General features: G+C 70.3%; 23 protein-coding genes and 1 riboswitch. Of the genes, 5 read left to right on the forward strand and 18 right to left on the reverse strand.

Annotation, left to right across the window (positions count from 1 at the left end; all coding sequences use genetic code 11):
- The first annotated feature begins 229 nt into the window (after positions 1 to 229).
- From SM757_RS11435 to SM757_RS11455, 5 genes are all read left to right on the forward strand, one after another.
- Positions 230 to 706, forward strand: a complete 477-nt coding sequence (locus SM757_RS11435) for a 4Fe-4S dicluster domain-containing protein (protein WP_066342276.1) — start codon at positions 230 to 232, stop codon at positions 704 to 706.
- Positions 707 to 727: 21 nt separating this feature from the next.
- Entirely contained in the window at positions 728 to 2,575 is a 1,848-nt protein-coding gene (locus SM757_RS11440) for an aldehyde ferredoxin oxidoreductase family protein (RefSeq protein WP_066342275.1), read from the forward strand.
- Positions 2,576 to 2,655: 80 nt separating this feature from the next.
- Entirely contained in the window at positions 2,656 to 3,939 is a 1,284-nt protein-coding gene (locus SM757_RS11445) for an NAD(P)/FAD-dependent oxidoreductase (RefSeq protein ID WP_322465564.1), read from the forward strand.
- 42 nt (positions 3,940 to 3,981) lie between these two features.
- Complete coding sequence (gene thiS / locus SM757_RS11450) at positions 3,982 to 4,236, forward strand: sulfur carrier protein ThiS (protein ID WP_322465565.1); 255 nt, start codon at positions 3,982 to 3,984, stop codon at positions 4,234 to 4,236.
- Between the two features lie 11 nt (positions 4,237 to 4,247).
- Complete coding sequence (locus SM757_RS11455) at positions 4,248 to 4,544, forward strand: hypothetical protein (RefSeq protein WP_322465566.1); 297 nt, start codon at positions 4,248 to 4,250, stop codon at positions 4,542 to 4,544.
- Between the two features lie 77 nt (positions 4,545 to 4,621).
- Here the strand turns inward: SM757_RS11455 and SM757_RS11460 are convergent, their stop codons facing one another.
- From SM757_RS11460 to glyA, 18 genes are all read right to left on the reverse strand, one after another.
- The gene (locus tag SM757_RS11460) at positions 4,622 to 6,256 is read right to left on the reverse strand and encodes a methyl-accepting chemotaxis protein (RefSeq protein ID WP_322465567.1); all 1,635 of its coding nucleotides are present in this window, start codon (positions 6,254 to 6,256) and stop codon (positions 4,622 to 4,624) included.
- A 345-nt stretch (positions 6,257 to 6,601) separates the two neighbouring features.
- On the reverse strand, positions 6,602 to 7,249 hold the full coding sequence (locus SM757_RS11465; protein WP_322465568.1) for a helix-turn-helix domain-containing protein: 648 nt from the start codon (positions 7,247 to 7,249) through the stop codon (positions 6,602 to 6,604).
- Between the two features lie 160 nt (positions 7,250 to 7,409).
- Complete coding sequence (gene tolA, locus SM757_RS11470; protein ID WP_322465569.1) at positions 7,410 to 8,705, reverse strand: cell envelope integrity protein TolA; 1,296 nt, start codon at positions 8,703 to 8,705, stop codon at positions 7,410 to 7,412.
- Positions 8,705 to 9,136, reverse strand: a complete 432-nt coding sequence (gene tolR, locus SM757_RS11475) for a protein TolR (protein ID WP_322465570.1) — start codon at positions 9,134 to 9,136, stop codon at positions 8,705 to 8,707. The genes tolA and tolR overlap by 1 nt, the downstream gene beginning before the upstream one ends.
- 1 nt (position 9,137) lies before the next feature.
- Positions 9,138 to 9,848, reverse strand: a complete 711-nt coding sequence (tolQ, locus tag SM757_RS11480; RefSeq protein ID WP_066342187.1) for a protein TolQ — start codon at positions 9,846 to 9,848, stop codon at positions 9,138 to 9,140.
- Positions 9,845 to 10,276 (reverse strand): tol-pal system-associated acyl-CoA thioesterase, encoded by a 432-nt coding sequence (gene ybgC, locus SM757_RS11485; protein ID WP_066342186.1) that lies wholly within the window; start codon positions 10,274 to 10,276, stop codon positions 9,845 to 9,847. The genes tolQ and ybgC overlap by 4 nt, the downstream gene beginning before the upstream one ends.
- A gap of 15 nt (positions 10,277 to 10,291) precedes the next feature.
- Entirely contained in the window at positions 10,292 to 11,476 is a 1,185-nt protein-coding gene (locus SM757_RS11490) for a pyridoxal phosphate-dependent aminotransferase (protein ID WP_322465571.1), read from the reverse strand.
- Between the two features lie 44 nt (positions 11,477 to 11,520).
- The gene (nusB, locus tag SM757_RS11495; RefSeq protein WP_066342184.1) at positions 11,521 to 12,000 is read right to left on the reverse strand and encodes a transcription antitermination factor NusB; all 480 of its coding nucleotides are present in this window, start codon (positions 11,998 to 12,000) and stop codon (positions 11,521 to 11,523) included.
- Complete coding sequence (ribH, locus tag SM757_RS11500; RefSeq protein WP_066342183.1) at positions 11,997 to 12,464, reverse strand: 6,7-dimethyl-8-ribityllumazine synthase; 468 nt, start codon at positions 12,462 to 12,464, stop codon at positions 11,997 to 11,999. The genes nusB and ribH overlap by 4 nt, the downstream gene beginning before the upstream one ends.
- 5 nt (positions 12,465 to 12,469) lie before the next feature.
- Entirely contained in the window at positions 12,470 to 13,582 is a 1,113-nt protein-coding gene (gene ribBA / locus SM757_RS11505) for a bifunctional 3,4-dihydroxy-2-butanone-4-phosphate synthase/GTP cyclohydrolase II (RefSeq protein ID WP_066342182.1), read from the reverse strand.
- 114 nt (positions 13,583 to 13,696) lie between these two features.
- The gene (locus SM757_RS11510) at positions 13,697 to 14,317 is read right to left on the reverse strand and encodes a riboflavin synthase (protein WP_066342181.1); all 621 of its coding nucleotides are present in this window, start codon (positions 14,315 to 14,317) and stop codon (positions 13,697 to 13,699) included.
- Between the two features lie 65 nt (positions 14,318 to 14,382).
- Positions 14,383 to 15,507, reverse strand: a complete 1,125-nt coding sequence (gene ribD, locus SM757_RS11515) for a bifunctional diaminohydroxyphosphoribosylaminopyrimidine deaminase/5-amino-6-(5-phosphoribosylamino)uracil reductase RibD (protein ID WP_238455951.1) — start codon at positions 15,505 to 15,507, stop codon at positions 14,383 to 14,385.
- A gap of 57 nt (positions 15,508 to 15,564) precedes the next feature.
- The gene (locus SM757_RS11520; protein WP_322465572.1) at positions 15,565 to 16,035 is read right to left on the reverse strand and encodes a type IV pilus modification PilV family protein; all 471 of its coding nucleotides are present in this window, start codon (positions 16,033 to 16,035) and stop codon (positions 15,565 to 15,567) included.
- Positions 16,032 to 17,282 carry a hypothetical protein gene (locus tag SM757_RS11525; RefSeq protein WP_322465573.1) on the reverse strand — a complete coding sequence of 417 codons (1,251 nt, stop codon included), beginning with the start codon at positions 17,280 to 17,282 and terminating at the stop codon, positions 16,032 to 16,034. Before SM757_RS11525 ends, SM757_RS11520 begins: the two co-directional genes overlap by 4 nt.
- A complete protein-coding gene (locus SM757_RS11530; protein ID WP_322465574.1) occupies positions 17,270 to 17,971 on the reverse strand; it encodes a prepilin-type N-terminal cleavage/methylation domain-containing protein in 702 nt (233 codons plus the stop codon). Before SM757_RS11530 ends, SM757_RS11525 begins: the two co-directional genes overlap by 13 nt.
- 8 nt (positions 17,972 to 17,979) lie before the next feature.
- Positions 17,980 to 18,540 (reverse strand): GspH/FimT family pseudopilin, encoded by a 561-nt coding sequence (locus tag SM757_RS11535; RefSeq protein ID WP_322465575.1) that lies wholly within the window; start codon positions 18,538 to 18,540, stop codon positions 17,980 to 17,982.
- Positions 18,541 to 18,689: 149 nt separating this feature from the next.
- Positions 18,690 to 19,127: a transcriptional regulator NrdR gene (gene nrdR, locus SM757_RS11540; RefSeq protein WP_322465576.1), complete on the reverse strand. Its 438-nt coding sequence runs from the start codon at positions 19,125 to 19,127 to the stop codon at positions 18,690 to 18,692.
- Between the two features lie 103 nt (positions 19,128 to 19,230).
- Positions 19,231 to 20,484, reverse strand: a complete 1,254-nt coding sequence (gene glyA, locus SM757_RS11545) for a serine hydroxymethyltransferase (protein WP_066342174.1) — start codon at positions 20,482 to 20,484, stop codon at positions 19,231 to 19,233.
- Between the two features lie 59 nt (positions 20,485 to 20,543).
- A riboswitch (ZMP/ZTP riboswitch) is annotated at positions 20,544 to 20,678 on the reverse strand.
- Positions 20,679 to 20,778: the final 100 nt, after the last annotated feature.

Consider the following 20,778-nt stretch of genomic DNA (forward strand, 5'->3'; position numbering starts at 1 on the left):
TCGCCTCTCTGGGGTTTAACCCATGTAGGCGGGGTCCTTTTGCGCAAGCAACATAGGTATGCAAGTGCATAGGGGCTGCCAAGCCCGGCCGTCCGGCAAAAACACGCTTTCCTTGGTGTGTATCGGCCGGACGATTTTTTGGCGCTCAACATAGGCAGTGCAGTGCATAGGGTTCCGGTCCCGGGGCCGACGGCCGCGGGACGGAGATCCAAACGGAAGGGAAAAGCTCATGCAGAAGTCGCTTCACATCAACCCGGACAAGTGCACCGGCTGTCTCCAGTGCGAGATGGCGTGCAGCTTCGAGAACTACGCCACCTTCGCGCCGGCCAAGTCGCGCATTAAGGTTTTCGACTTCCACCACACGGGGCGCAAGGTGCCCTACACCTGCACGCAGTGCGACGAGGCCTGGTGCCTGCATGCCTGCCCGGTGGAGGCCATCACCATCAATGCGCTCACGGGCGCCAAGGTCGTGAGCGAGACGACCTGCGTGGGCTGCAAGGTCTGCACCATCAGCTGCCCCTTCGGCACCATCAACTACGTGCAGGAAACCGGCAAGGTCCAGAAGTGCGACCTCTGCGGCGGCGACCCCGCCTGCGCCACCGCCTGCCCCACCGGTGCCATCACCTACGTGGACGCCAACTGGACCGGCCTCGGGAAGATGGCCGCTTGGGCCGAGAAGCTCGGCAACCCGTCCACCGCGGCCTGAAACGAATCTGAGGAGCAGCACATGTCCTGGGCAGGAAAAATCCTTCGCGTCAACCTCACTGAAGGCACCGTCAAGTCCGAGCCGCTGAAGATGGAGTGGACGCGCGACTATCTGGGCTCGCGCGGCCTGGCCACCAAGTACTTCGTCGAGGAAGTCGACGCCAAGGTGGACCCGCTGTCGGCCGACAACAAGATCATCTGGGCCACCGGCCCGCTCACCGGCACCATGGCCTCCACGGGTGGGCGCTACACCGTCGTCACCAAGGGGCCGCTCACCGGCGCCATCGCCTGCTCCAACTCCGGCGGCTACTGGGGCTCCGAGCTCAAGTTCGCGGGCTGGGACATGGTGATCTTCGAGGGTGCGTCGGCCAAGCCCGTGTACCTCTACATCGAGAACGACAAGGCCGAGCTGCGCGACGCCTCGCACCTGTGGGGCCACAGCGTCTGGGAGACGGAAGAGACGCTCAAGAAGCTGCACCAGGACCCGCTGCTGCGCATCAGCACCATCGGCCTGGCCGGTGAGAACCAGGTGCTGTTCTCGTGCATCGTCAACGACCTGCACCGCGCCGCCGGCCGCTCCGGCGTGGGCGCCGTGATGGGCAGCAAGAACCTCAAGGCCGTGGCCGTGCGCGGCACCAAGGGTGTGGGCAACGTGGCCAACCCCAAGGAGTTCATGAAGGTCACCTTCGAGAAGAAGAAGATCCTGGCCGAGAACGCCGTCACGGGCCAGGGCCTGCCGACCTACGGCACCCAGGTGCTGATGAACGTCATCAACGAGATCGGCGCGCTGCCCACCAACAACCACCGCGACATCCAGTTCGACGGCGCCAAGGACATCTCGGCCGAAGCCATGGCCACGCCGCGGGCCACCGACGGCAAGAAGCACCTGGTGACCAACCAGGCCTGCTTCGGCTGCACCATCGCGTGCGGGCGCATCTCCAAGATGGACGAGACCCACTTCTCGGTGAAGAACAAGCCCGAGTACTGGGGCGCATCCGGTGGCCTGGAATACGAGGCGGCCTGGGCCCTGGGCGCCAACAACGGCGTCAACGACCTGGAGGCGCTGCAGTACGCCAACTTGCTGTGCAACGAGCAGGGCATGGACCCCATCAGCTTCGGCGCCACCGTCAGCGCCGTGATGGAGCTCTACGAGATGGGCATCCTCACCGCCGAGCACATCGGCACCGAGGCCCCGTTCGGCTCGGCCAAGGCGCTGTGCGAGCTGGCCGAGATGACGGCCAAGGGCGTGGGCTTCGGCAAGGAGCTCGGCCTGGGCTCCGCGCGGCTGACCGCCAAGTACGGCCACCCCGAGCTGAGCATGAGCGTCAAGGGCCAGGAGTTCCCGGCCTACGACAGCCGCGGCATCCAGGGCATGGGCCTGACCTACGCCACCAGCAACCGCGGCGCGTGCCACCTGCGCTCGTACACGGTCGCCTCCGAGGTGCTGGGCATCCCCGTCAAGACCGATCCGCTGACCGCCGAGGGCAAGCCGGAGCTGGTCAAGGCCTTCCAGGACGCCACCGCCGCCTTCGACGCCGCGGGCATCTGCATCTTCACCAGCTTCGCCTGGACGCTGGCCGACGTGCAGCCGCAAGTCGCGGCCGCCTGCGGCGAGGAGTTCACGCTGGAGAAGATGAACGAGATCGGCGAGCGCATCTGGAACATGGAGCGCGACTTCAACAACCGCGCCGGCTTCACCGCCAAGGACGACACGCTGCCTCCGCGCCTGCTGACCGAGCCGGCCAAGACGGGCCCGGCCAAGGGCATGGTCAACAAGCTGCCCGAGATGCTGCCCAAGTACTACGAAATCCGTGGCTGGGACACCGAAGGTCGCTTGAAGTCGGACACCCGGGAGCGCCTGGGCCTGTAAGGCCCGCCTTCGGGTATCGCTGACACAAGAACGGCAATGAAGGCGGTCCTGGGCCGCCTTCACTTTTTTTGGAGCTGTCCATGCTGACTCATCTGATCCTCGGCGCCGGCCCGGCCGGCGTCATTGCCGCGGAAACCATTCGCAAGCATGCGCCGCACGACCGCATCCTCATGGTGGGCGACGAGGTGGAGCCGCCGTATTCGCGCATGGCGATTCCCTACCTGCTGGTGGGCCGCATCGAGGAGCCCGGCACCCACCTGCGCCACGGCGCCGACCACTACGAGCGCCTGCGCATCGACCTCAAGCGCGGCGTGCGCGCCAAGGCCGTGGACACCAAGGCGCGCAAGGTCCACTTCGACGACGGCACCGACATCCAGTACGACCGGCTGCTGATCGCCACCGGCTCCAGCCCCGTGCAGCCGCCCGTGCCCGGCATCAACAGCCCCGGTGTGCACACCTGCTGGACGCTGGCGGACGCCCGCGCCATCGCCGCGCGCGCCCAGCCCGGCGCGCGCGTGGTGCAGGTGGGCGCCGGCTTCATCGGCTGCATCATCATGGAGGCGCTGGCCCTGCGCGGCGTGAGGCTCAGCGTGGTGGAAACCGGCGACCGCATGGTGCCGCGCATGATGGGCCCAACCGCCGGCGGCATGATCCGCCAGTGGGTGCAGTCCAAGGGCGTGGACGTGCACACTGGCGCGCGCGTGCAGGCCATAGAACCCATGGGCTCCGCACTGCGCGTGAAGCTCTCCAACGGCGAGATGCTGGAGGCGGACCTCGTCATCAGCGCCACCGGCGTGCGGCCCAACATCGGCTTCCTGTGGGGCAGTGGCGTGAAGTGCCTGCAGGGCGTGCTCACCGACGAGCACCTGCAGACCAGCGTGCCCGGCGTCTATGCCGCGGGCGACTGCGCCGAGGCGTTCGACCGCGTCAGCGGCCGCACCATCGTCAGCGCCATACAGCCCAACGCCGCCGAGCAGGCCCGCGTGGCCGCGCTCAACATGGTGGGCCAGAAGGCCTACCTCAACGGTGTCACGCAGATCAACGTGCTCGACACGCTGGGCCTGATCTCCACGAGCTTCGGCAACTGGCAGGGCGTGCCCGGCGGCCAGAGCGCCGAGCTGGTGGACCAGGAAAGCGGCAAGGCGCTGAGCCTGCAGTTCGACGGCGAGCTGCTGGTGGGTTGCAACAGCGTGGGCTGGACGCAGCACGTGGGCGCCATGCGCGGCCTGGTCGAAGGCCAGGTGAAGCTCACGCCGCAGTGGAAGGAGCGCCTGATGCAGGACCCCACGCAGCTCGTCCCCGCCTACCTGGCCTGCGCGCAGGCGCAGGAGGCGCGCGGCCTGGGCAAGCAGCAGGCGCATTGACGGCCGGGTCGGCCGCCGCGGTCCCGGGCAACATCTCGACCCATGCACATCACCTTCAAGCTGTACGCCAGCCTCACCGAGTACCTGCCTCCCGAGGCGCGCCGCGGCAACGCCGTGCAACTGGAGCTGCCTGAGGGCAGCACCGTGGCGCAGGCCGTGGAGCCCTACGGCCTGCCCATGAACCTGGTGCACCTGGTGCTGGTCAATGGCACCTTCGTCCCGGCCGAGCAGCGCGCCACGCGCGAGCTGGTCGAGGGCGACGTGCTGGCCATCTGGCCGCCCATCGCGGGCGGCTGAAGCCGGTGCGCATGTCGAGCTGCCCCGCCGAGTTCGAGCGGGAGATGGGCTGCACCCCGGCGGAGCTGTCCCAGTGGCTGCCCGGCGCGGCGGCGCCTTGCCCGGTGTCGCCGCGCGCCGATGGCGCCGACGTCGCCGTGGAGGGCGGCCAATTGCGGCTGCACTGGCAGGCGCTGCCGCCGCGGCGCATCGCGCTGCTGAGCGTGCCGCGGCTGCGGCTGCGCTTTGCCTTCGAGGGCGTGGACGAGCCGGCGCGGCTGCGCTTCATGCAGCGCTTTGATCTCTACACGCAGCGCGGCGGCGGCTGAAAGGCCGGTGCAGGCTCGAACGCCGCAGTGGCCGGCCGGCCCCGTGGTGCCGGCGTGCCCGCGTGCGCTTGCGTGCGTCAGGCCGCGATGCGCTGCTGGGCCTGGCCGCGGCCCTGCAGCCGCGTGGGCGCCGCGGGGGGCTCCTGCGCGGGCGGCTGGCCGAACGTGGCCGCGTTGGTGAGCCCGGTGCGGAAGATGCGCACCGAGTCCGCCACCATCTCTGCCTGGCGGTGCAGCGACGTCGCGGCCGAGGACAGCTCCTCCACCATCTCCGCGTTGCGCTGCGTCACGTCGTCGAGCTCGTTGACGGCGGCGTTGACCAGCTCCACGCCCTGGGCCTGTTCCTGCGCGGAGCGGCTCATGTCGGTGATGAGGCTGAACACCCGCTCCACGGCCTGCGCGCTTTGGTAGACGGTGCGGCCCGTGGCCTCGGCCAGCGCGTTGCCGGCCTCCACGCGCTCCGTGGCGTTGGCGATCAGGTCCTTGATCTCGCGTGCCGCTTCCGAAGTCTTTTGCGCCAGGGCGCGCACCTCGCTGGCCACCACGGCGAAGCCGCGGCCCGCCTCGCCGGCGCGCGCGGCTTCCACCGCGGCGTTGAGCGCCAGGATGTTGGTCTGGAAGGAGATGCCGTCTATCACCTGGATGATTTCGCCTATGCGGTGTGACGCGTCGCGGATCTCGCCCATGCGCTGCACCATGTGCTGCATGGAGTCGCCACCCTGGCGCGCCGCGTCGCTGGCCTGCTGCGCCAGGCCGCGCGCGGTGGCGGCGTGGTCGGCGCTGCAGCGCAGGGTCACGGCGATCTGCTCTATGGAGGCGGCCGTCTGCTGCAGGTGCGTGGCCTGCGACTCGGTGCGCGAGCCCAGGTGGTTGTTGCCAGCGGAAATCTCGCGCGAGGCGGTGCGTATGCCGTCCACCTCGCGGCGCACGTCGCCCACGATGGCCTGCAGGTTGATGTCCAGTTGCGTGAGGCCGCGCATGAGCTGGCCGACCTCGTCGTCGCCGGCCGCGGCCAGCGTGCCGCCGAGCTGGCCCGCGGCCAGACGGTTGGTGGCCGTGACGGCATGGCGCAGCGGCTTGACCGCCATGCGCCGCAGCAGCCACGCCGCCGCGCCCGCAATGCCCAGCGCTCCGGCCAGGCCGACGGCCCAATGGCTGGCCGCGCCCAGCGCGCCGCTGGTGAGCGTGCAGCCCGCGCTCACCAGTGCGATGCGCGAGCCCAGGTCCAGCCGCAGCAGCTGCCGCACCCAGCCGGCCGGCGTGCGTTCGATCAAGGTGCCGTGGCGCAGCGCGTAGCGCCGGGGGTGGGCGCGCATGCTGGCGTACAGCGCCTCGGCCTGCGCCACCGCCTCGCGCGACGGTTTTCCGCGCACCGACAGGTAGCCCACGGTCACGCCGTTTTCCAGCACCGGGGTGACGTTGGCCTGCACCCAGTAGTGGTCGCCGTTCTTGCGCCGGTTCTTCACCAGCGCCGACCAGGGCCGGCCTTTCTGGAGGGTGGCCCACAGGTCGCGGAAAGCCTCCTGCGGCACGTCCGGGTGCCGGATCATGTTGTGCGGCTGGCCGAGCAGCTCATCGCGCGAGTAGCCGCTGGCCTGGATGAAGGCCGGGTTGCAGTAGGTGATGCGGCTCTTGAGGTCGGTGGTGGAGACCAGCGTCACGCCGTCCTCCAACACGTACTCGCGGCCGGTCACGGGTCCGGTGTTTCGCATGCGTGTTTGTTCGGCCGTTGTTACGGCGTGTGTAGAGCACTGCGCCGGAATTTGTTGCTTTTTGTCGCTTTCTCGGACGGCGCATCGCTTCCGGAAGCGGGCTCTCCTGGTAGTGCCTGTGACACTGCTTCCTGGAATCGTTGAATCTTATCCGGTTGTAACCGCAGTACATGTGCAGCTCGGATGTTGCCGTGCACAAATGGACAGGGCAGCGCCATCCGTGCTTGCCTCCAACGTGGCCGGCCCACGCAAGCGTGACTTCAATCCAAAAGTGCTGAAATTGCGCTGCCAAATGACGAAATGGCATGGATTGCCGGCCGGCAGGCCGGCGCACGCCGTGGCGCTTCAGCGGGGCAGGGGTAGCAGCGAGGAGGCGCGGCTCAGGCGTTCCGTCAGCAGCGGCGGCAACTCGTCCACGAGGCTGGCCTTGTGGACCACGGGCACCCCGGCCAGGGCGAAGGCGTAGGGCGCGCGCTGTATCTCGTCCAGCGCGGTCAGGACGATGAGCTGGCTGCGCGCGAACTGTGGATGCGTGCGCAGGCTGGTCAGCAGCGTCACGCTGTCTATGCCGGGCAGCAGGATGTCCACCAGCAGCACCGCCGGCTGCAGCTCGCCGGCCATGGCCAGCCCGGCGATGCCGTCGTCGGCCACGTGCAGCTCCACCTCGGGGAACTGCTCGCGCACCAGCAGCGACACCAGGTGCTGCGTGTGCGCCGAATCCTCTATCAGCAGCACGGTGCGCAGCGTGGGATGCGCGGGCGGCGCGGGCTGCGCCGAGCCGCTGTGGTGGGTGGCCAGCCAGCGCTCGACGGAGCTGCGCGAGATGCGGCGGTGGCCGCCCGGCGTCTTCCAGGCCTGCAGCTCGCCGCGGTCCACCATGAGCTGCACGGAGCGCACCGCCATGCCCAGCCAGCGGGCCACTTCCAGCGTGGTGCAGTGGTCGGCCGCGCCTTCGGCAGCGGGGTTTTCGGTAGCGGAGCGGACGGCGGTCATGTGCGCATTTTTGCCGACTTGCCGATTTTTTGATGGCCCGTGTTTACAGGAATAGCAAATTCACCGATTGCAGGTGGGTGTGCTTTCCCTGGGGGTGCCTCCTTCCCGGACGGGAAGGGCACGCGCGGGCCGGGTGAGGGCCGGGCCCGCGCGGGGTTCGTCAATCGCGTGGCCGGAAGCCGATGACGATGGCCGAGGGCACGCGCCCGTCGGTGTCGCGCGGCAGCACGCCGGTGCGGTCCACGGCGCGCAGCACGGCCTGGTCCCAGTCGGCGTTGCCGCTGCTGCGCACCAGGCGGCGGCCGACGATGGAGCCGTCCGGCGCAGTGCGCACCTCGACTTCGGCCATCGGGTTGCCGTTGATGTCGTCGCCAAAGACGATGTTGGGCTTGACCCGGGCGACGATGCGTCCCGCGTAGCCGGCCGAGGGGCCGCTGTCGCGCGCGGCCTTGCCGCTGGAGCCCGGTGCGCCGTTGCCGCTGGGACCGTCGGCCGAGCCGCCGACCTGGCCCATCATGCGGGCCATCTGCTGCTGGCGCAGCTTGGCCGCCAGCTCCTGCTGGCGCTTGTCGTCGGCGTCTGCCTTGGCCTTGGCGTCCGCCTTGGCCTTGGCTTCGGCTTTGGCGCGCTTGTCGTCCGCCTCGGCCTTGGCCCGCTTTTCGGCTTCGGCCGCTTTGGCGCGTTTCTCGGCTTCTTCGGCCTTGGCGCGCTTGTCCGCCTCAGCGGCAGCCTTGGCGCGCTTGTCGTCCGCCTCGGCCTTGGCCCGCTTCTCGGCTTCGGCCGCCTTGGCACGTTTTTCAGCCTCTTCGGCCTTGGCGCGCTTCTCGGCCTCGGCGGCCTTGGCGGCGCGTTTCTCGGCTTCCTCGGCCTTGGCGCGCTTGTCCTTCTCGGCCTGCTCGCGCTGCTCCTTGAGCTTGGCCTGGCGCTCCTGCTCGGCCTTCTCGGCCTTGTCCTTGGCGAGCTTTTCCGCGCGGGCCTTGTCGGCGGCGAGCTGTTCCTGGCGTTCCTTTTCCTTCTCGCGGCGCTCGCGCTCCAGTGCGATCTGCGCGTCGCGCGGCGAAGGCGCCGCGGCGGCCTTGGGCGGCGGCGGAGGCGGTGCCACCTTGGCCGGTGGCGGGGGAGGTGGGGGCGGCGTGACCCTGGCCGGCGGCGGTGGAGGAGGAGGGGCTGGCGCGGGCGCCGGTGCCGGTGCAGGCGGCGTGGCCTCGGCCTCGCCCGCGGCCGGTGGCGCGGCCACTTGCGGCACGGCCGTCCACAGCTCCGCGCTCACTGGCGTGGGCGCCTCGGCATGCCAGCTCACGCCCAGGGCCAGCGCACCGATGAGGCCCAGGTGCACGGCCGCGGAGATGGCCGCGCCGCGGCCCAAGCGGTCCGACGTGGGCGGACGCAAGGGGTCGTGCGTGGCCTGGCGCGGTGCCGGTGCCGCGGAAGGGGGAGAACCAGCCGGAAGCGCCATCAGCCGCCCTGCTTGACCGACAGGCCCACGCGCTGCACGCCCGCGCGCTGCAGCCTGTCCATGACCTGCACCACGCTCTCGTACTTCACCTGCCGGTCGGCGGAGATCACCACCGGCACGTTGGCGTCGCCGCCCTGGGCCGAGAGCACGCGCTCGCGCAGGTCGCCCAGCGCCAGCGGCTGCTCCTCGGCCTCGCCGTTGATCTTGAGCTTGAGCTTCTCGTCCTTGCCGACGATGACCTCGATCACCTTGTCCGGCCGCTGGCTGGACTTGCCCACGCTGGGCAGGTCCACGGTGCCGGTGGTGATCAAGGGCGCGCTGACCATGAAGATGATCAGCAAGACCAGCATCACGTCGATGAACGGGACCATGTTGATCTCGCTCACCGTGCGGCGGCGCCGTCCGCCGCCCCGGGCTGCAACGCCTGGCATGTCAGCGCCCCTGGGCCGCCGTCACCGGCGTCACGGTCGCGGGCGCACCGACGTTGCGCTGCAGGATGTTGGAGAACTCCTCGATGAAGGTTTCCAGCTGGATGGCCAGGCGGTCGATGTCGCGGGCGAAGCGGTTGTAGGCCATCACGGCGGGGATGGCGGCAAAGAGGCCGATGGCCGTGGCCACCAGCGCCTCGGCGATGCCGGGTGCCACGGTCGCCAGCGTCACCTGCGTCAGGTTGGACAGGCCCACGAAGGCATGCATGATCCCCCACACCGTGCCGAACAGGCCCACGTAGGGGCTGATGGAGCCCACCGTGGCCAGGAAGCTCAGGTGGCTTTCGATCACGTCCAGCTCGCGCTGAAAACTCGCGCGCATGGCGCGGCGTGCGCCGTCGAGCTGCGCGCCGGCGTCCAGCCGGCGCTCGCGCAGCTTCAGGAATTCGCGCATGCCGCTGGCGAAGATGCGCTCCATGGGCGCGCCGTCGGTCTTGGTGCCGGCGGCCTCGTGCAGCTCCTGCAGGCTGCGGCCGGACCAGAACTCGCGCTCGAAGCCGTCGTTGCGCCCGCGCACGCGCTTCAAGCCGAACAGCTTGGCGAAGATCACCGTCCAGCTCGCGATGGACATGCCCATCAGCCCCGCGATGACGAGCTGGACGATGGGGCTGGCGTGCAGCACCAGGGTGACGATGGAGAGATCCTGCTGGTTCATCCGGCTTGGCTCGTTAAGGTGTTGATCAGTTCGTCAGGCATGCGCCGCGGGCGGAAGGTGTCGGCGTCCACGCAGCCGATGCGTATGCGCCCCTCGGCCAGCAGCGTGTCGCCGCGCCAGGCCTGCTGGTTCACCACCAGGCTGGCGCGCCCGGCGGGCTGCGGCAGCGCGGTGATGTGCAGCAGCTCGTCCAGGCGGGCCGGCGCGCGGTACTGCAGCGAGGTCTCCGCCACCACGAACATCAGCCGCTGCTGCGTGCGCAGCGCCTCCTGGCTGAAGCCCAGGTGGCGCAGCCACTCGGTGCGCGCACGCTCGAAGAATTTCAAATAGTTGGCGTAGAACACGACGCCGCCCGCGTCCGTGTCCTCCCAATACACGCGCACCGGAAAACGGAACGCGCGCACGTCCAGGTTCGTTGACCCGCTCATGCGCTTTTCCCTTGGTCAGCGCACCAGCAACTGGCGCAGGCGGCTCACCGCCTCGTGCAGTTGCGGCATCGCGTTGGCAAAGCTGAAGCGGACGAAGCGCTGCGTACCCGCGTGTCCGAAATCCTTGCCCGGCGTCACGCAGACATGCGCCTTCTCCATCAGCTCGAAGGCGAAGTCCCAGGTGTTGTCGCAAAAGGCGCTGGCGTCGGCCCACACGTAGAAGGCCCCGTCCGGCACCACCGGCACCTTGAAGCCGAGGTCCTCCAGCGCGGGCACCAGCCAGTCGCGCCGGCGCTTGAACTCGGCGCGGCGCGCCTCGTACTCGGCCAGCGACGCGTCCTCAAAGCAGGCCAGCGCCGCGCGCTGCGCCACCGTGGAGGCGCAGATGAAGAGGTGCTGCGCCAGCATCTCCACCGGCGCCACCAGCTCGTCCGGCAGCACCAGCCAGCCCAGGCGCCAGCCCGTCATGCTGAAGTACTTGGAGAAGCTGTTGACGCTGATGACGTCCTCGCCCAGCCGCAGCGCGCTGTCGCCGTAGCGCTCGTCGAAGCTCAGGCCCAGGTAGATCTCGTCCACCACCGTGACGCCGCCGCGCGCGCGCACCGCGTCCACGATGCGGCGCATCTCCGCCGGGTCGATGGACGTGCCCGTCGGGTTGGAGGGCGAGGCCAGCAGCACGCCGCGCGTGGCCGGCGTCCAGGCGGCTTCCACCGCCGCGGCGTCCAGTTGGAAGCGGTGCGCCGGTGCCGTCTCCAGCAGCCGCGCCGTGGCGCCCGCGGCGGTGACGAAGTGGCGGTTGCAGGGATAGCCGGGGTCGGAGAGCAGCACCTCGTCGCCGGGCTCGAACAGCACCTGCGTGAGCAATTGCAGCGCGGCCGAGGCGCCGGCCGTCACCAGGATGCGCCGCGCCGGCACGTCCAGGCCGAAGCGCCGCGCGTACCAGGCCGAGATGGCCTCGCGCAGCGCGGGCAGCCCGGCCGCGGGCGTGTACTGCGTGCGGCCCGCGTCCAGGCAGGCTTGGGCGGCGGCGAGCACGCTCGGCGGCGCCGTGAAGTCCGGCTCGCCGATGTTGAGGTAGAGCATGGGGCGCCCGCCCTGCGCGGGGTCGCACAGGGGGCCGCGCGCGATCTCGGCAGCGGCCTTGGCGCACTCCATGACGTAAAAGGGCTCGATGCGGTCGAGCCTTTGCGCCAGTTTCATCGTCGAAGAGGAAAAGGGGAGGCGGGCGCGGCGCGCCCAACCGTTCAGCGGCCTGCGCGGGCGCGCGCGGCGGCGACTTCCTGCGGGCGCAACTCCAAGGCGGCCTTGTCCAGCACGCCGTTGACGTAGCGGTGGCCGTCCGTGCCGCCAAAGCTCTTGGCCAGCTCCACCGCCTCGTTGATGGCGACCTTGTAGGGCACGTCCAGGCAGTGCTTGAGCTCGTAGGCGCCGATCATGAGCACGGCGTGCTCCACGGGCGAGAGCTCGGTGGTCTTGCGGTCCACGTGCTTGGCCAGCACCGCGTCCAGCTCGGCCGCATCGTTGATGCCGCCGTGCAGCAGCGCGTCGAAGTGGGCGCGGTCGCACTTGTCGAACTCGCCCTCGTTCTGCTCGCGCAGGTGGGCTTCGATGGCACCGGCGTCCGCGCCGCCGATGAGCCATTCATACAGGCCCTGCAGCGCGTACTCGCGGGCGCGGCGGCGGGCCGACTTGGCCGCCGGGGCTTTCTTTTGGGGGGGATTCACAACAACTCGTCCAGCAGATTGGCCATCTCCACCGCCACGCGGGCGGCGTCGCGGCCCTTGGGTTCGGCGCGAACCCAGGCCTGATCCTCGTTCTCGACCGTGAGGATGGCATTGGCAATGGGAATCTGGTGGTCCAGGCCGATGCGGGTGACGCCCGCACCGCTTTCGTTGGCCACCAGCTCGAAGTGGTAGGTTTCGCCGCGGATGATGCAGCCCAGGGCGACCAGGGCGTCGAAGTGCTCGTCGCCGGCGGCCAGCGCCTTCAAGGCCAGCGGCACTTCCAGCGCGCCGGGGACGGTGACGAGGCGGATGCTGTCCTCCTCCACGCCCAGCGCGCGCAGCTCGGCGATGCAGGCCTGCTCCAGCGTTTTCGTGATGGCGTCGTTGAAGCGCGCCCGCACGATGCCAATGGTTAAGCCCTTGCCGTCCAGGCCCAGGGGTTGGCCTTGATCCGCGTCCAGCATGTTGATTAAGCGTCCTTGTCGTTGGGAGCGGCGACGAAGCCCGTCACCTCCAGCCCGTAGCCGGTCATGCTGGGCATGCGGCGCGGGTTGCCCAGCAGCTTCATGCGCGTCACGCCCAGGCTGCGCAGGATTTGCGCGCCCACGCCGTAGGTGCGCAGGTCGATCTGGCCGGTGCGCGGGGCGATGGTGGTGCCCGCGGGCGGCAGCACGCCGGGCAGCAGGGCGGCGGCGTCCTCGCCGCAGTTGAGCAGCACGGCCACGCCGGCGGGGGCGGCCTGCAGCCGCGCCAGCGCCGCGGGCAGCGGCCAGGAGTGGCGGCTGGCGCCCGTGTCCAGCAGGTCCAGCACCGACAGCGGCTCGTGCACGCGCGCCAGCACCTCGTCGCCGGGCTTCCACTGGCCCTTGGTCAAGGCCAGGTGCAGGGCGCCGGAGCGGTCGCGGTAGGCGTGGCAGTCGAACGCGCCTTGGGGCGTCTGCAGCTCGCGCTTGCCCAGGCGCTCGATGAGCGTCTCGTTGTGGCTGCGGAACTGGATCAGGTCGGCGATGGTGCCGATCTTCAGGCCGTGTTCCCTGGCGAAAATTTCGAGGTCGGGCAACCGGGCCATGGTGCCGTCGTCGTTCATGACCTCGCAAATCACGGCCGCGGGCGTGAGCCCGGCCATGGCGGCGAGGTCGCAGCCGGCCTCGGTGTGGCCCGCGCGCATGAGCACGCCGCCTTCCTGGGCCTGCAGCGGGAAGATGTGGCCGGGCTGCACAAGGTCGGCAGGCACGGCGTCGCGCGCCACGGCCGCCTGCACGGTGCGCGAGCGGTCGGCAGCGGAGATGCCGGTGGTCACGCCCGTGGCCGCTTCGATCGAAACGGTGAAGGCGGTGCCGTGCGGCGTGCCGTTGCGCGTGGCCATGGGCGGCAGTTGCAGCGCCTCGCAGCGCTCGCGCGTGAGCGTCAGGCAGATCAGGCCGCGCGCGTGCTTGGCCATGAAGTTGATGGCTTCCGGCGTGACGTGATCGGCGGCCAGGACGAGGTCGCCTTCGTTTTCGCGGTCTTCCTCGTCCACGAGGATGACCATGCGGCCGGCCGCCAGCTCGGCGACCAGCTCGGGAACGGGTGAAATGGGCATCCCGCGATTGTAGGCGGGGCCCCGGGGTCGGGCCTTGTCAAACCCTTGCAAGCAGCCAACGCCCGCGGCGCTTATTGCCGGATCAGGCCGCCTTGAGCAGAGCCTCCCAGCCCTTTACTTCCCCGCGCTCAACATCCTCTCCACATACCGCGCAATCAGATCGATCTCCAGGTTCACGCCGCTGCCGGGCTTCAAGTCGCCCAGCGTCGTTTCCTGGATGGTGTGCGGGATGAGGTTGATGCTGAACTCGCAGCCCGCGTCGCTGTCCGTGACGCGGTTGACCGTCAGGCTCACGCCGTTGACGGTGATGGAGCCCTTGTAGGCCAGGAAGCGGCCCATCTCCTTGGGCGAGCGGATGCGCAGCTCCCACGACTCGCCCACGGGCGCGAAGTGCGTGACCTCGCCCAGGCCGTCCACGTGGCCGCTGACCAGGTGGCCGCCCAACCGGTCGTTGGCGCGCAGCGCCTTTTCCAGGTTGACGCGGCCGGTCTGGCCCAGGCCGGCCGTCAGGCGCAGGCTCTCGGCGGAGATGTCGATGGTGAACCAGGGCGCGGCCTTGTCGAAGGCGGTGACGGTCATGCAGGCGCCGTTGAGGGCGATGGAGTCGCCCGGCTCCACGTCGTCCAGGTAGCCCGCGGGCGGCTCGATGCGCAGCCGCTTGCCGTGCGTGCCGTCCGGGCCCAGGGGCTGCACGTCGCTGATGCGGCCCACGCCGCTGATGATGCCGGTGAACATGGTGTGTCTCTCTTGGGGGAAAGGGTCGGGGAACGGGTAGAAAAAAGGTTCAGAAGGAAAGCAGGTCAGAACGCGCCGCGGCCGGGCGGGCGCGCCAGGATGCGCAGGTCGCGGCCCACGGCCTCGAACTCGCGGAACTCGTACTCCAGTGCGTCGGCCAGCGTCGTCAGCGGCCCAAAGGCCGCCATCTCGCGGCCCAGGCCGATCAGCTTGGGCGCCAGGTAGACCAGCAGCTCATCGACCAGCCCGGTCTTGAGCAGCGAGGCATTGAGCTTGTGGCCGGCCTCGACGTGCAGCTCGTTCACGCCGCGCGCGGCCAGGTCCGCGAGCATGGCTGGTAAATCCACCTTGCCGCGCCCGCTCTCGGGGCAGAAGGCGACGTCCGCCCCCGCGCCGCGCAGCGCGGCCTCGCGCTCGGCGTTGGGCACGGCGCCGTAGACCAGCACCTCGCCCGGCGGCTGCAGCAGCTTGGCGCCCAGCGGCGTCTCCAGCCGGGAATCGACCACCACGCGCAGCGGCTGCTTGGCCGTGGGCACCAGGCGCACGTCCAGGCGCGGATCGTCTTCCAGCAGCGTGCCCATGCCGGTGAGCACGGCCCCGGCGCGCTTGCGCCAGGCGTGGCCGTCGGCGCGGGCGGCTTCGGCGGTGATCCACTGGCTCACGCCGTTCTCCAGCGCCGTGCGCCCGTCCAGCGAGGCGGCGATCTTCATGCGCACCCAGGGGCGCTTTCGGATCTGGCGCGAGAAGAAGCCGATGTTGAGCTCGCGCGCCGCCGCGGCCATCAGGCCCTCGTCCACGCGTATGCCTGCGGCGCGCAGCCGCGCGATGCCTTGCCCGGCCACCAGCGGGTTCGGGTCGCCCACGGCCACCACCACGCGCGAGAGGCCCGCGGCCACCAGCGCGTCGCAGCACGGCGGCGTGCGGCCGTGGTGGGCGCAGGGCTCCAGCGTCACGTAGGCCGTGGCGCCACGCACGTCGTGGCCGGCATCCTGCGCGGCGCGCAGCGCCATCACTTCGGCATGGGCCTGGCCCGCAGCCTGCGTGAAGCCTTGCACTTGCCAGCCGTCGCCGGCAATGACGCAGCCCACGCGGGGATTGGGTTCGGACAGGCCTATGGCCTCGTGCGCCAGGCGCAGCGCCTGCGCCATGGCCAACTCATCAAAGGCGGAAAAGTCCGTGGGGGAATTCATGCCCGGGATTGTGCCCAGCGCCGCGGCCCAACCGGACGATCGCGGGGTTAGCCGAAGTCAAGGCGCGCTGGAAGGCGCGGCCGCGGACGGCGAAGGCAGCAACAGCGTGACGGCGGGCACGGCCAGCGCCAACGTGCCGCTGAAGCCGGGGTCTGGCGGCGCGAGCAGGGCGTTCAGGGCCACGGCGTCCTCCACGCCGTCACGGCCCGTCCAGGCCACGCGCACCGTGACCGCTTGCAGGCCCGTGCCGGCGTCGCGCACGCGGCGCTGCAACGTGAACGGGTCGGCGTCGAGGCTGGCGTCCTGCGTGGGCGCCATGGGCGCGGCGCGCAGCGTCTCCAGCTCGCGCTGCGCCAGCGCCAGGGCCTGGCGGCGCAGCCGGCCGGACTCCGCCTGCCCGTGCAGCGCCAGGTGCGCCTGCAGCAGCGCCAGCAGGCCTATGCCCATCACCACGGCCGCCACCAGCGCCTCCATGAGCGTCATGCCGCGCTGGCGCTTGAACCGTCCGCACCGTTGGCGTCGCTTCATTCGAAATCCTTCCAACTGCCGGGCACCGCGACGAAGCGCCCGGCCTGGCGCGCCAGGCGGCGCAGCAGCGCGGCGTCGCGCTCCAGGGCGGGCGCGCCGCTGCCCTCGCAGCAGTCGCCATCCACCAGCACCGCGCCGCGGATGAAGTCGCCGCCTGGCCGCGCATGCCACTGCAGCGACGCGGCCGCGAGCAGCCCGTGCAGCCGCACGCCCGGGCCCAGCCGCGCCGCGCCCTGCACGGCCAGCAGCACGGGCGCGTCCACGCTGCCCAGCGTCAGGCCGGCGGGCAGCGACAAGTCGCCGTCGACCCACAGCGCCTGTGCGCCGCGGTCGACGGCGGTGCGCAGGGCGTCGGCGCAATCGCCGTCGCAGCGCACTATTTGCATGCCGGGCGCGCGCGCCAGGTCCAGCGGGTCCAGGCCCAGGTGGCGGTGCAGCAGCCGGCCCGCGGACAGCCGTGCCAGCTCGGGGTCGCGCTCGGCCACCAGGCGCAGGGTCTGGGCACGGTCCTCGCCCGGCTGCAGGGAAGAAGCGTCCACCACGCCTCCCGCATGCAGCAGCAGGCCCTGGGCATCGCGCTCACGGGTGGACAGGCGCAAGTTGAAACCCGGCAGCCGCACCGTGCCGCGCACGGTCAGCGGCGCTGCCGGCAAGCCGGTGATCGCCGGCACCAGGGCCAGCAGCCACTCGGCGGGCGCCTGCGCGTCCAGCTCGCCCTCGCCGCAGCCCAGGCAGCCGCGCGAGCGCAGCGCCATCAGGTCCGCGCGCGGGCCCGCGGCCACCTGCACGCTGAAGGAGGGCGTTTCAAGCGCCGATGCCGGCGCGCCGCTGCCGCCGCAGGCGCAGGCCCAGGCGCCGTCGGCATCCAGCGTGCAGCCGGCCCGGCTGGGTTGGCCGTCGGCCTCCGAAGCGGGCGACAGCCGCAGGCCGGCCAGGGAAAAGATGAGCCGCTCGCGCAGCCGCTGCGCGCCGGCGTCGCTGCTGGGCGCGCAGGCGCCGTCCAGCCGCCCGGCGTTGAGTTGCGCCAGCGCCCATTGCAGGCCGGATTCCGCCGCCTCGTGCGCCTGCGCGCTGCGCTGCTGCACGCGCGCGCCGCGCAGCTCGGCCAGCAGCGCGCGGTGGGCGTGCAGGCTGGCCAGCAGCGCCAGCGCGCACAGCAGCAGCACGGTGACCAGGGCAACGGCGCCGCGCGGGCGTGCGGACCGCCCCGCCGCCGGCGGCCGCCGGTGGCGTTTCAGCGCGGGCATTCGCCCTCCACCACGTCGTTGCGCAACTGCACCTGGGTGTTGAGCGCGTGGGTGAGGGTGGGCTCGCGCGTGGCGAAGCCTTCCAGCCGCACGTCCAGGTCGCGTTTCAGCAGCCGCGGCGGGCAGATGCGGCCGGCGCCCGTGGCGCAGCTGCCTTGGGGGCGGGGGCGCTCGCAGTGGCGCTCCAGGTCCAGCGCGCGCTGGTGAAGCGTCACCTCGAAGGCGGTGACGGTCATGAAGGCCGCATCGGTCAACGGCTGCCAGTTGCCGCCCTTGAGTTGCTTCACCTGGCCCTCCACCAGGCGCAGCCCCGTGGCCTCGGCCTGGCTCACGCCGTTGGGGTCGGCCTCCGCCCCGCCGCCGGACCAGGAAAAGCGGATGCCGTCGCTTGGGCGCTCCGCTTCGGCGTCGTCCAGCGCGGCATAGGGGTTGGCGCGGGCGAAGTCGAAGTTGTCGGCGACGCCCAACTGCGCCTTCTCCCAATGCCCGGCGCGGCGCAGCTCGTGCACGGCCGCGTCGGCCACCGCCTGCATCTGCTGCTCCAGCCGCATGCGCAGCAGCAACTGGCGGTTGTCGAAGAGGAACTGCTGCAGCAGCGCCGTGGCCGCCGCCGCGACGAAGAGGCCGATGGCCAGGCCCACCAGCACCTCCAGCAGCGTCATGCCGGCGGTGTGGGGCTGGCGGTGCATGGCGGCGATCAGCAGGCCGTGAAACCCGGCACGGCGCCGTCGGGGGAGCAGCCGCGCACGCGGCCGACCACGCTCACGATTTCCTTCACGCCGCGCCCGCTGCGTGCCGTGAGCGTCAGCGAGGCCGAGGGCGTGACGGTGTGGCGCGGCGCGCTAAATCGCAGCGACGGCGCGTTGCTCGACAGGCGCAGCGGCGTGTCGGCGCCGAGCACGTAGGCGCGCAGCAGTTGCGTGGGCGCGTCGCAGGCGGCCGCGCCGGTGGCGGCGTCGCAGCGGCAGCCCTGCGGCTCGCCGACGTGCACCAGCCAGCAGCGGGCGTCGACGGCGTCGGCCAGAAAGCTCAGGCGCACGGTCTGCGAACGCAGCTCGGCCGCGTTGCGCGCATAGGCCACGTCGGCCTCGAACTGCGCCGCCGTGCCCTGCAGGTGGCGGTTCTCGGCCATGGCGGAAAAGGAGGGCAGCGCCGCGCCCACGGCAATGGCCAGCACCGCCAGCGTGACGAGTATCTCGACCAGGCTCAGGCCGCGCGGCTTGGAAACTGCGGGTTTATTCGAGGCTGGTATTCCCATGGCCGCAATTTATTCGGCGGCATGGTGAATTCACATGGGAGGAATGAACCGGTGGCGGCAGGAAAATCAAGCGGGAAAGGGTTTGTTCGAATGGATTGCGGAATGAATATAGATCGGCGAATGCGGCAAATCCGCCGCAGGGGGCTGCCTTAAATATCTTTAATAATCTGTCGAAACTCGTCCACGTCCTTGAAGCTTCTGTATACCGAAGCAAACCGGACGTAGGCCACCTTGTCGAGTTTCTGCAATTCGCGCATCACCAGCTCGCCCAGGCGGGAGGTGGACACCTCGCGCTGCCCGTCCTGCAGGAGGTGCTCCTGGATGCGCTCCAGCGCGCCTTCGACCTGCTCGATGCCCACCGGGCGCTTGCGCAGGGCGAGCTGCATGGAGGCGCGCAGCTTGGCGCGGTCGAATTCCACGCGCGAGCCGTCCTTTTTCACCACGGCGGGCAGCGTGATCTCGGCGCGCTCGTAGGTGGTGAAGCGGCGCTCGCAGCCCAGGCAGCGCCGGCGCCGGCGCACGGCGTCGTCGGTTTCGCGGGTCTCGACGACCTGCGTCTCGCCGTGGCTGCAAAAGACGCATCGCATGGGGGATGGGAGCCTGTGGGCCTTGAAAGTGTGTGTGCAACGAAGCAAACGGCCGGCCGGTGCACTGCACCGCCGGCCGCCGCCTCAACTCAATGACAAACGATCAGCCGCCGTAGACGGGGAAGCGCGCGGTCAGCGCCTTCACCTGCTCGCGCACGCGCTCGATGGTGGCGGCGTCGTGCGGGTTGTCCAGCACGTCGGCGATGAGGTTGGCCGTCAGGCGGGCTTCCTCTTCCTTGAAGCCGCGCGTGGTCATGGCCGGCGAGCCCAGGCGGATGCCGCTGGTGACCATGGGCTTTTGCGGATCGTTGGGGATGCCGTTCTTGTTGCACGTGATGTGCGCGGCGCCCAGGATGGCCTCGGCTTCCTTGCCCGTGAGGTTCTTGGGGCGCAGGTCCACCAGCATCACGTGGCTCTCGGTGCGGCCGCTGACGATGCGCAGGCCGCGCGCGGCCAGCGTTTCGGCCAGCGCCGCGGCGTTCTTGACCACCTGCTGCTGGTAGGCCTTGAACTCCGGCGACAGCGCCTCCTTGAAGGCCACGGCCTTGCCGGCGATCACGTGCATCAGCGGGCCGCCCTGGATGCCGGGGAAGATCGCGCTGTTGATCTTCTTGGCGATGGCCTCGTCGTTGCAGAGGATGATGCCGCCGCGCGGGCCGCGCAGGCTCTTGTGCGTGGTGGAGGTCACCACGTCGGCATGCGGCACGGGGTTGGGGTAGACGCCCGCGGCGATCAGGCCGGCGTAGTGGGCCATGTCCACCATGAAGTAGGCGCCCACGGCCTTGGCGACCTTGGCAAAGCGCTCGAAGTCGATGCGCAGCGCAAACGCCGAGGCGCCGGCGATGATCAGCTTGGGCTTGTGCTCGTGGGCCAGGCGCTCCATCGCGTCGTAGTCGATGTCTTCCTGGGCGTTGAGGCCGTAGCTCACCACCTTGAACCACTTGCCGCTCATGTTGAGCTGCATGCCGTGCGTGAGGTGGCCACCCTCGGCCAGGCTCATGCCCATGATGGTGTCGCCGGGGTTGAGCAGGCCGAAGAACACGCCCTGGTTGGCCTGCGAGCCGGAGTTGGGCTGCACGTTGGCGTACTCGGCGCCGAAGAGCTGCTTCAAGCGGTCGATGGCCAGCTGCTCCACCACGTCCACATGCTCGCAGCCGCCGTAGTAGCGCTTGCCGGGATAGCCCTCGGCGTACTTGTTGGTGAGCTGCGAGCCCTGGGCCTGCATCACGGCCGGCGAGGTGTAGTTCTCGCTGGCGATGAGCTCGATGTGCTCTTCCTGGCGGCGGTTCTCGTCCTGGACGGCGGCGAACAGCTCGGGGTCGACGTTGGCAAGAGTGGATTGGGTGCGGTCGAACATGGCAGTCCTCAGCAATGCGTGTGGAGGTCCCGGTGTCCGGCACGCGGCGGCACGGACAAAAGGGCTGCCCAGGCGAACGGCTTGAAACGGCTGCGGACACCGGATCAAGTGCCCTTCAACCGCCCGCGCTCCACGGTGGTCCTCCACCTCGGGGCTTGCGGTGCAGCCCCTTATCGCCAGTCGCGCGGACCGTCAGTGTAGCGGAGGCGCCGCGGCTGCCCGTCCGACGCCCGGCGCGGGAATTTGGTCACGCTCCGGTCTTGACCCGCATCAACCGCCGATCAACTGCCCATC

The sequence above is a fragment of the Azohydromonas lata genome, from assembly GCF_034427735.1.
Taxonomy (GTDB): Bacteria; Pseudomonadota; Gammaproteobacteria; order Burkholderiales; family Burkholderiaceae_C; genus Azohydromonas; species Azohydromonas lata.